Raw genomic sequence first — 10,374 nt, forward strand, 5'->3', positions numbered from 1 at the left:
AAATTGGTACAATTTTAGCATATATTTTGCTTTAATGCAGAGCTCTTGAGAGAGCAACCGCCAAACCAAGACCAGATGCCATCCAGCCGACAAAAATCATCATAAAGGCAAGTTTGGATATGCTTGCCTCTTTACTAAGAGTCGTAAATACGACTACGTTGTAGTAGGAGATGGTAAAAGGGTAGAGCATAGCAAGAAGAAGGGGAAGCTCCAAATATGAGAGTGTATAGCTAGACGCAAAAATAAGAGCTATAAAAATATGCTTTTTTGTTTTTGATATGTTGATAAAATATGCTGCCACCAACCCCAAAAGATGAAAAACGATAATGGTAAAAGTATACTCCGACCATATATCCAAATATGGATGCCTTGATAAGGTCTCAAAAAGATTTGAATCCAAAAATATCCAGAACATCAAAGGGAGATATTGCAGATATGGGTGTGAAACCTCTTTTTCATCCGTCTCGACCATATAGTCTCTAAGCACAAACGCGCTAAGAAGCGCAATTGCGCTAAAGCCGACTGCCATATATACTCTGCTATCGGCATCATAGGTAAAAAAATATGTGCCGATTGCGTATGCAATCGCAAGAGCGAAAAGGAGCTCTTGACGCTGTTTTGCTTTAAATAGATATATCCCAAGCGGAGCCATAACGCCGACTGAGAGACCAAGCAGAATAAGTGTAAAACTGTTGTAGTCAGGGTATAGAGTCGACAAAAGCAGCTGCAGACTAAGAGCAACCATTATCTTATGTATAGGGTTGCTTATTTTACCCCATGAAAAACCGCCCAGAATAGTCCCTGCCACTCCACCGACAAACATCGGAAAGAGTGTCACAGTATCGGAGTTATAGTGCTCAACAACACCGGTTTGGACTATCAAGAGATAGAAACAGAGCTCAAATCCAAGAAGTAAAACAAGAGCTAAAGAGTAGATCATAGGCGGCTTCTAAAGATGAGATATAAAAGAGCGTAAGAGATGTCGTAAAAACCTACAAGAAGCCCGAGCCCGTCTATAGTCCCAAGGTAAAAGAGAGATAAAAAAACACTCCCCGTAATAAGGCGAGCAATTGAGGTAAAATAGGCAAAAAGATGCCCCTCTTTGGTTATTCCAACAAGATGTAAAATTCCCACAAAGCCCATAAAACCAAATACCAAATAGTAGTAAGGCGTAAAATGTAACCCTAAAAACTCAAACAGCATTGGAGCTGATAAAAAGAGTATCAACGCGCCCAAACCATCGGAGGCAAAACCGTTTAGATGGTAAAGCCCAAGCAGAGAGGGTTTTGAAATCTTCATCTTTTTTACAATAAAATAGATAATTCCAACAACCGCTAAAATACCGCCAAAGAGGCGAATCTGCCACATGGATATGACATCAATCGCAAAAATTTCTGCTTCATCGAAACCTGCCAGCGTGAGAGAGACAAAAATAACCCCTATAACAAGGAGCCAAAAGTGCATAAACCTCTCGGGCAGTTTGTAGAAATACTTCAACACGCTAAGAGACATAAAAAATATTCCAAGCCCGATGGCGACATGAGCGTGTGCTACTACCAAATCGTTTCTATGAAACGGCCAGCGAATTTCGGGAATAAAGAGTATATTGCCCTGAATCATCACAAACAAAAATGCCCAGATGGAGATGACCAGGTAAGGCGTGGATTTCAGAGTAATCTTTGCATCCATGCACCACTTTATAAGCAGAGGGGCGTAGGCAAAAGTTAGCCACTGATAGACCCACTCCTCGTTGTATGACAGCTCTCCTATAAAAATACGAGTTGCGACCGAGAGAGCATATCCGACAAGCGGAAGAATCCAAAAGATATGCCATTTTGGGGCAAACTCCTCTTTTGCATGCAGCTTTATCATAAGATAAAAGAGCGGTATAAGAGTAAAACTCATACCCAGAGTATTGCCCCCGTGAGGTCCTATAAGCGTTTTTTCAACCTGTCCGTAAGTGGGATTCATTAGAACAATAAGTGCCAAAGGTGCCACAAAAAGAAGAGCTTTTGAAACTTTTACCCAAAGAGGCGCAACCTTATACTGTTTTATGGTTTTAAAGATTGCAATAATATAAAAAATACCCGAAGCCACAAGTATAAAGTTAAGTTCGTACGCAAAATCATAAAACGGCAGACCTCTTTGAACTCCCAAAGAGATAGAGAGAACCGCCATAAATAAAAAAAGATGCCACAACAAAAAGTAGTTTCTTAAGGGCTCTACTGCAGCGCTTAAATCCAGTTTCTCTTTCGCAAAGAGAGCAAAGGGAAGCAATGAGAGAGCGAGCATAATGGGTCCGTAAAGCATCAGTGTAATATGAAGTGAGCGCGCGGTTGAAGCATTTAAAAGTGTATTGTCCAAAGAGGAAAATCCCAACATCTGCGCCGCATATATAACGCCTACCACGATAGAACCTAAAAATATAAAAGCCCAAATAGGGATAACCGAATCTATTAATCTATAAAATTTGTCCATCTTTTAACCTAATGATTTGAGTTGCATAATTTTCTATTTGCATGTCATGAGACGCGACGACTACCGTAGTGCCACGCTTTACCGCTTGGGCTAAAAGTCCATAGACTATTTGAGAGTTTTTTGAGTCCAGACTTCCGGTGGGCTCATCCGCAAAGATGATTTTTGGTTCGTTTACAAGGGCGCGCGCAAGTGCCACACGTTGCCTCTGTCCGCCAGATATCTCATTTGGATAACGCGATGACAGCTCTAAGATACCAAGCTCGCCAAGTATCTTCTCTATATTTTGTTTTTTATCTTCCAGAGCTGCAAGAGCTATATTTTCATAAACGCTTAGATAGTTTATAAGGTAGTGAAACTGAAAAACAAACCCCACCTTGCTTTGGCGGAAATAGTCTATATTTTTGATTTTTTCAACCGACTCACCATCTATTAAAAGCTCCCCGCTTGAAGGTTTTAGCAGGGTTGAGAGAATAGAGAGAAGCGTTGACTTTCCGCTTCCGCTCTCTCCGCTTAAAAAGAGAAATTCGCCACTCTTTATCTCGAATGAGAGGTCAAAAAGAACCTGCTCTGCGCCGTAAAAGTGAGAAACATGTGACGCTTGTATCATGCACATCCTTGATTTATCAGAAGTATCGGGTCCGTTTTAGAGGCAATCCACGCTGGTATCAGCGAACCCAAAAGAGCCATAAAAATCGTTGAGGCAAAAACATACAGCGCGGTTGAGAGCGATAGTGTTCCGTTTACATAGCCCTGAAGCATCTCAATATGCGGAAGCATAGCCAAAATGCCAAGACTTAGAAGAAGCGCAAATATATAGGCAGAAATACTCATAATAAGTGTTTCAAAAAAGAGGTTTTTAATGATAAAAAGGCGGCTCTTGCCGAGTGCGCGCATTATTCCAAACTCCTCTTTTCTAGAGTTTACAATCATACTCATAACCGAGGCAATTCCCATAAGTCCCATAGCAAAAGCGAGCGTTGAGATAACAAGGGATGAGTTCTCAATGATTTTAAACTGGTTATACTCTTTTACAAAAGTCTGTGTCGTCTTTACCTCAACCTCACTGCTTAACTCAGATATTTTTTCCACAATGGCATCTATCTCGTTGGGAGATGAGGATGAGACCAAGAGAAAAGATGCCGAGCGGTTAAAAAGCTTGCCCGCATCTCTTATATTCATAACAACACCACCCTCTTCAAAGCCTATTTCACTGCTGTAAACACCAGAAATTGCAAATTTCTTATTTCCTATGTTTATCTCTTTTGTAGAAAATTGTTTTGCGAGATTTTCACCGAGTATTACCTCACCCTCTTTTGGATAGACTCCCTCCACAAGCTTGTAGTGAGGAAAATGGTTTGCGGTCGTACCGTAAATCCCTGCAATGGGTATATGCCCAATAGGAGAAGCGCCGACAATCATAGCGTAGCTTGAAGAGACATACTGCAGTGCATCTATTTTTTGCAAAAGCGCAATATCGACGTTTGAAAAAAATGTATCCGAAATGCCTTTTTGTGTGACAATGATATCGCCATCCGTATTAATCATCTTCGAGTACATCCCAATTACGCCCTGAGATACGGAGCTAATGAGAAAAATCGCCATTACGGCGATGGTAATAGATGAGAATATTAGAATGGTTTTAAAAGGATTCTTGCTGAGTGCTTTGAGTGAAATCACTTCTCAATCGCCATTTTTAACTCTTCTTTTGTCGAGATAAAAGATATCTCTTTGATTTTTGACCCCTCTATATGCAGAAGAGTGATTTTTTGCTCTTCGTTTGGAACCGCATTTTGGAATTTTTCTCCATAGTGCAGGTATATAAGATGTTTATACTTTTGAAGTTTTGGCAGGGCAAACATGTTCGTAATTACCGAGGGCATCTTGTTTATATCCGCTATAAATACAGAGTTGTTTTTTGGCAGATAAAAAGGGCTCTGAGTATTGAGATATTCGTTAACCAAAGCTCCCGTATCTTTTTCAAAAGCGACTATTACCAACTTGGTCTTTTTGGGTATTTTCATTTGGCGCCCCATCGGCGTCTCATATTTAAAGCTATCCAGCATATTAAGCGGGGAGTTTATACTAAGCGGAGCTGCACCTAAAATCGCGACACTAAGAGTTAAAGCGGTGAAAAATTTATTCATTTTTTTCCTTGAATAGTTAAGATAAAATTATACTATCGATATGTTAATTGATGGTAAAAACAGGTATTTCGGCTGCAACTCTATATCTTACCCTAACACCCCAGTACCCAAGCCCTCTAGATACATATAGAAGCGTATTTTTATATGTGTAAAGCCCTGAAATATAGGGTTGAAAATATTTAACAACAATACTAAAAGGGTATATCTGCCCGCCGTGCGTATGTCCGCTTAGTTGTAAATCTATGCGAAAATCTTCCACATGAGCTATATCTTTTGGCTGATGAGTAAGTAGTATAGTAGAGAGTTTTGGGTCCAATCTGCTAAAGAGCTCTTTTATAGGCCGTTTTATCCCTCTTACAAAACCGTATCTATCACTAAGTCCCACCAACTGCACAACAGAGCCCTTAAGTGCTATCTCCGCTATCTTGTTGTCAAGACAATGAACTCCGACACTCTCCATAACCGACTCTAGCCCTTTTGGACCATAAACAATATCGTGATTGCCAGTCACATAGTAAGATGGCGCTTCAAGCTCTCTAAAACACTCCAGCTGCTCTTTTACATTTAGCGCGGATGTCTGAAGTATATCTCCGCTAAAGAGCACAAGATCAGGCTTAAGAGCATTTGTTTTTTTGACAAGATTTTCAAGATACTGGATCTCAACATCTTTACAAAGATGCAAATCTGAGAGCAAAATTATGCGAAGCCCATTTAAAGAGCTGCAAAATGAATCGCTCTGAATTGCTATCTCATCAAAGGGAAAATATTTCCAGCCTATCTGAAGAGACACTCTTGCCTAGCCTAGTTTTGAAAATGTTTTACTGTAAGCTCTATCCACTTATCAAGAGCGGGTTTAATATTTTCAAACTTCAGATTCTCGTCATCTAAGATGATTTTTTCATCTTTGATTATCTCCATGCTCTCAAACATACTCTCGCCTGTTGTAGCATCAATAATACGCTTCTCTCCCAAAATTCTGACATTTCCATCGGCATAAGAGTTGTATGATGTTACCGTCACATCCATTGCGATAGGCGAAAATTGGTTCCACTTCTTATCGTCAAAATGAACCTCAACTGCAGAAATGGCAGACTCTAAAACAATAGTATCCTGCTCTTTCGTATTCACAACTTTAAAGTTGCTGTTTTTTTGAATCTCACTTTTATATCCCTCTGTTACATACTCGGATATCTTTTTATAAAGCATTTTTTGAGAATCACTCTGCTGTGATTCAGGAATCATCGCTATTACCTTAGTAGGAGAGATTAAAACTGTTTTGTGCTTTGAGATCTCATACTCTTTAAAACTCTTCGTAGCACTAAGTCCATCGGAACTCTTAAATTGTGTATAGTCATTAAAAAAGCCGCTGTTCTTAGCCGCTACACTCTTGCCTGCACAGCCGTTTATTAAAAATGCAAAAGCGATTAGTGCTACAGTAAATGTTGTTGATAGTTTCAAATTAATCCTTTATTTAAAACAGCGTGTCTCTACTGTTTTTTGTAATAATATCATTTTAGATTAAATTTTCTATATATTATAAATTTTACCTATTTTAATAAATTATGATATTGTTATTGCTATAAACTTAGAGTAGCGCTAAAGGCTTGCACAATGAAACACCTAAAACTAATCGTCGGCTTACTTCTAATAGCTCTCATATTTTCTGGATTTTGGTCGGGAAAGAGCAAAAGAGAGATACGCGAAGAGAACAGGCTTGAGAGAGTAGATCGTATCATTGCCAGCAACCAAACAATGCTACTGCTCTATAAATATGCACCTGAGGCTAGAAAAATTGTGCTCCGCTCTTACGGATATGCAACATTTAGTAACGTCGGAGTAAATCTAGTTCTCTTCTCGGCAGAGGGCGGAAAAGGGATGGCGCATAACAACAGGACAGGTATCAACACCTACATGAACATGGCATCCGGAGGCTTAGGGCTTGGGCTTGGAGTTAAAGATTTTAGAGCTGTTTTTCTCTTTGAGAACAAAAGAGCTTATGACACTTTTGTAAGATCTGGCTGGGAAGCTAACGCGCAAGCAGATGCTGCTGCAAAGTATGAAGAGAGCGGCGGCTCACTTAATGCGGCAATCACTGTTGCTCCAGGTGTAAGACTCTATAAACTGACACAAAACGGCTTAGTGCTTCAAGCTACTGTTCAGGGAACAAAATATTGGAAAGATGCAGAACTTAACAAAAACTAATTTTTAGTTAAGCTAATAAATCTTACAATTGTTTGATCTTAAAATAAAAGGAAGTTCAATGAAAAAAATTCTAGTTAGTCTTGCGGCAGTTATAGCACTAAGCTCATCTGCAATGGCAGGCGTAAACTCTCAGACTGGTTGTGGTCTTGGTTCTATGATTATCAAAGATGATTCTACAGCTATATTGTTGGCTCTTCAAGCTACTACAAATGGTACTTCAGGTAACCAAACATTCGGTATTACTTCTGGAACTTTGGGTTGCCAAAAAACTAAATTTGTTATGAATGGACAAGCTGAAGAGTTTGTTGCTTCAAATATGGATCAAATTGCTAAAGAGATAGCAATTGGACATGGAGAGAGCATCGATACGTTGGCAGAACTTTTAGAGATATCAGACAAAGCTACTTTCTCTGCATCTCTACAAGAGAACTACAACAAAATCTACACTAGCCAAGATGTAAAAATGGCTGATGTACTTGACAATATCTCTACAACAACTCTTTAAAAAAAGTCAAAATCAAACGAATATTTTCGTTTGATTTTGCTCTTCTAAACATCAACTTCAGGAACTTCCTATTTTAAACAAATTATTTTTGCTACTTACTATTTCTCTCTCTCTTTTGAATGCTTCTTCAGATATATATAAACAAAAAGCGCAAGAACTAAATCTATCGGACTCAAGATACTGGAATCTGCTGCTGCATATGCAAGACGGCAGAAGCGAGATAGACGATGAGAGATTTTTTTTATCACCCAACGGCAAAACAGATGCAAAAGATGAACTTAATGCCACTATTGATGCGCTTTTGAATGAGACTGCTTTTGATGACAACGCAACTGCATGCAGATTTCCTGCAAGAAAAGCCTGGCTAAAAGAAAAACTCTCTATTTCAAACCTTCCTGAAGTGAAATGTGAAAAGTATGATGCCATCGTCAAGAGACTAAAGCCAAAATCTGTAACTCTAGTTTTCCCATCAGCCCACATAAACTCTCCAGCTTCCATGTTTGGACACACATTTTTGCGCATTAACTCGGTATATGACTCTAAACTTCTCTCTTATGCCGTAAATTACGCTGCAGATGCAAATCCGGATGAAGAGAATGCCATACTTTTTGCAATCAAGGGTCTCTTTGGAGGATACTTCGGAAGATACTCGCTGCTTCCATACTATGACAAACTCAAAGAGTATAGAGATAGCGAGCAGAGAGACATTTGGGAGTATGATCTTGATTTTAGCGAAGATGAAACGCGCAGAATGATAGAGCATATCTGGGAACTCAATGAAACACACTCATACTACTATTTTTTTACCGAAAACTGCTCATACAACATGCTCTGGTTCTTAGAGGTTGCAAGACCCTCACTGCACCTCAGAGAGTATTTTAACTATCAGGTAATTCCTCTAGAGACTGCTCATGTCGCAAATCTAGAAAACATCATTAAAGATAAGTTTTTCAGACCATCAAAAAGAACCACTCTTTTAAAATATGAGGAACTTATAGAGGGAAAAAATATCCACCTCCCGCTGCAACTGGTAGATTTTGACATCTCCCTAGATGAAGTTTTAACAAATTTAAATATTGAAGTGCAGCAGAAAAAATATATTCTAGAGGCATCAATAGAGCTGCTTGAGTACAAGTTTAGCAAAAGCAAAATAGAAAAAGAGAGATACTTAGAGCTCTTCCATGAGCTCTCAAAAGCAAGAGCAAAACTTGGGCAGGGAGATAAACTGGATATAAAAACCCCTCCAAATCCTATTGAGAGCCATAGAGCCATAAGAGCAACCATCGGCGCCGGCTCCAGAGATGGTGACGCTATTGGCTTTTTAGGTATTCGCCCCGCATATCATGACCTAGAAGATAGTAACTATGGATTTTTAAGAGGCACTCAAATAGAGTTTATGAATCTTGAGCTCTCCTACTCAAAGAGTGACTTAGAGGTTGAAGATGCAACCATTCTCTCCATTGTCTCTCTTGCACAAAGATCTCACTTTTTTGAAAGCCTCTCTTGGAGAACGAAGTTTGGCTGGGATAGAAACTCGCTTGAGTCTACAGCAAATTTCATAGGTACGGTAGGCGTAGGACTAAGCTGGGGAAATAAACTTGGTTATACCTACATCATGGCTGATCCGCTTTTTTATCTAGGTGGAGAGCCAAAATCTGCAATAGGCGGTTCTGTTGGTATCGTATTTGACAGATATAACTCAATGAGCACAAATATTGAAGCTTCCAGAAGATGGTACGATAACGGTGAGGAGCAAAATATGGTTGCTCTCTCACAAAGCCTTAGAGTCTCGCAAAACACTCAAATAAAGTTTAAATATGACTATAAAGAGAGAGGCAAACAAGAAGTAAATAACAAAGAGGATAGCTTGAGAGTCTATCTAAACCTCTACTTTTAAAACTTACTTTAACTCTATAAGATAGCCATCAACAATTTTTTTAAAGTTATATCTATAGAGTCCATCCAACTCCACAACAACTCTGTAGTAACCATCATGATTTCCGATTCTCACCTCATTAAAGATATTATTTGGAATTTTTTTAATGTAACTTTTAATGCTGCTGTCTCTTTTAAAATCTATAACAAGCCTATGAGGATTGACAAGCAAAAAATTTCTTATTGCCTCATCTTCTGTTACTAGTTTTAAACTCTTTTGAGATGAGAAGAGCGAAACATATTTTATGGAAGCAATCTTTTGATAGGTCTCTTTTTTTTGAACACTTTTTTGAGTGGAAGTTGTAGTTTGCGGCTGCGTATTGTTATCTTGTTGGGCATAACTCTGGGAGATAAAGAGAGGAAGGTGCCAATCAACGGCATTGTTAAGTTCTATGCTCTTTTTCTCAATAGAACCGTCAAGATTTTTAAACTCCACGGTTACCTTTTGAAGAACTCTTGCTTGCGAGGGAATGGTTATAGTAGCTCTTTTTAGAGGCTCACTTCCTCCATCTTTATTTGATGTAATCAATATATCTTTCTCACCCTCAGACGCAAAGAAGGGATTCTCTCTAGCATCTAGAAGCAAAAAAAACAAAGAAGATATAAACAGAACTCTAATCAAAGTCACCCCTCTCATAATGTTAAACACTCAAACGAACTCGTCCGTTTTAGTGGCAGGGACTTAAGGTCCCTACAACCCCCTTACCATGGAGTATGCCATTGGTTAGCATACCTAAAAGCTACATAAAACAAGTTTTTTGAGATTTCTATGGTGTATTATATCAAGATTAAGCGCTATTTTGCAGAAATCTCTTTTAACTCAAAATACTCTTTTTGAAGCTCTGCATTTTGCGTTCTAAGTCTGCTGATTTCACTCTGCAGATACTCCTCATAATCTTGAAGTCCAAGCATAACCTCTAATGAATTGGTTCCATACAGAAGTATGCCTATGTATACTCCTGTTACCAGTACAAATGTAAGAAGTATTAAGAACTTTGCTAAAGACAGACCTAGATATTTTTGCGTAAAACTCTGCGTGTCGTCTATTCCCTCGTAAAGCTCTTCATCTCTCATTAAAAGCTCTTATTTGAAAAGTTTTGAACCTAAATA

Annotated in this window: 12 protein-coding genes; 3 read left to right on the forward strand and 9 right to left on the reverse strand. The window is 38.8% G+C overall.

Features of this window, described 5'->3' with window-relative positions:
• Window positions 1-31 precede the first annotated feature (31 nt).
• From RQ763_RS00750 to RQ763_RS00780, 7 genes are read right to left on the reverse strand one after another with little or no spacing between them, the layout of a single operon-like run.
• The gene (locus RQ763_RS00750; RefSeq protein WP_314150522.1) at window positions 32-940 is read right to left on the reverse strand and encodes a hypothetical protein; all 909 of its coding nucleotides are present in this window, start codon (window positions 938-940) and stop codon (window positions 32-34) included.
• Window positions 937-2,478, reverse strand: a complete 1,542-nt coding sequence (locus RQ763_RS00755) for a hypothetical protein (protein ID WP_314150524.1) — start codon at window positions 2,476-2,478, stop codon at window positions 937-939. Before RQ763_RS00755 ends, RQ763_RS00750 begins: the two co-directional genes overlap by 4 nt.
• Window positions 2,462-3,085, reverse strand: coding sequence for an ABC transporter ATP-binding protein (locus tag RQ763_RS00760; RefSeq protein ID WP_314150525.1), 624 nt, complete (start codon window positions 3,083-3,085; stop codon window positions 2,462-2,464). Before RQ763_RS00760 ends, RQ763_RS00755 begins: the two co-directional genes overlap by 17 nt.
• Complete coding sequence (locus RQ763_RS00765; protein WP_314150527.1) at window positions 3,082-4,155, reverse strand: ABC transporter permease; 1,074 nt, start codon at window positions 4,153-4,155, stop codon at window positions 3,082-3,084. The genes RQ763_RS00760 and RQ763_RS00765 overlap by 4 nt, the downstream gene beginning before the upstream one ends.
• Window positions 4,152-4,622 (reverse strand): hypothetical protein, encoded by a 471-nt coding sequence (locus tag RQ763_RS00770; RefSeq protein ID WP_314150528.1) that lies wholly within the window; start codon window positions 4,620-4,622, stop codon window positions 4,152-4,154. Before RQ763_RS00770 ends, RQ763_RS00765 begins: the two co-directional genes overlap by 4 nt.
• 43 nt (window positions 4,623-4,665) lie before the next feature.
• Window positions 4,666-5,412 carry a metallophosphoesterase gene (locus RQ763_RS00775; RefSeq protein WP_314150529.1) on the reverse strand — a complete coding sequence of 249 codons (747 nt, stop codon included), beginning with the start codon at window positions 5,410-5,412 and terminating at the stop codon, window positions 4,666-4,668.
• Window positions 5,413-5,423: 11 nt separating this feature from the next.
• Window positions 5,424-6,080 (reverse strand): DUF3313 family protein, encoded by a 657-nt coding sequence (locus RQ763_RS00780; protein WP_314150531.1) that lies wholly within the window; start codon window positions 6,078-6,080, stop codon window positions 5,424-5,426.
• Window positions 6,081-6,233: 153 nt separating this feature from the next.
• On the opposite strand from RQ763_RS00780, the gene RQ763_RS00785 reads away from it, so the two are divergent.
• The 3 genes from RQ763_RS00785 to RQ763_RS00795 all read left to right on the forward strand — a co-directional run bounded on the left by RQ763_RS00785 (window position 6,234) and on the right by RQ763_RS00795 (window position 9,226).
• On the forward strand, window positions 6,234-6,824 hold the full coding sequence (locus RQ763_RS00785; RefSeq protein WP_314150532.1) for a hypothetical protein: 591 nt from the start codon (window positions 6,234-6,236) through the stop codon (window positions 6,822-6,824).
• A gap of 58 nt (window positions 6,825-6,882) precedes the next feature.
• On the forward strand, window positions 6,883-7,329 hold the full coding sequence (locus tag RQ763_RS00790) for a DUF3015 family protein (protein WP_314150534.1): 447 nt from the start codon (window positions 6,883-6,885) through the stop codon (window positions 7,327-7,329).
• 88 nt (window positions 7,330-7,417) lie between these two features.
• Window positions 7,418-9,226, forward strand: coding sequence for a DUF4105 domain-containing protein (locus RQ763_RS00795; RefSeq protein ID WP_314150535.1), 1,809 nt, complete (start codon window positions 7,418-7,420; stop codon window positions 9,224-9,226).
• Window positions 9,227-9,229: 3 nt separating this feature from the next.
• Here the strand turns inward: RQ763_RS00795 and RQ763_RS00800 are convergent, their stop codons facing one another.
• Together RQ763_RS00800 and RQ763_RS00805 are read right to left on the reverse strand one after the other, a co-directional pair.
• Window positions 9,230-9,886: an AMIN domain-containing protein gene (locus RQ763_RS00800; RefSeq protein ID WP_314150536.1), complete on the reverse strand. Its 657-nt coding sequence runs from the start codon at window positions 9,884-9,886 to the stop codon at window positions 9,230-9,232.
• A 173-nt stretch (window positions 9,887-10,059) separates the two neighbouring features.
• Window positions 10,060-10,338 (reverse strand): hypothetical protein, encoded by a 279-nt coding sequence (locus tag RQ763_RS00805; RefSeq protein WP_294928547.1) that lies wholly within the window; start codon window positions 10,336-10,338, stop codon window positions 10,060-10,062.
• Window positions 10,339-10,374: the final 36 nt, after the last annotated feature.

Origin of the sequence: Sulfurimonas sp. (assembly GCF_032250635.1) — a bacterium.
Taxonomy (GTDB): domain Bacteria; phylum Campylobacterota; class Campylobacteria; order Campylobacterales; family Sulfurimonadaceae; genus Sulfurimonas.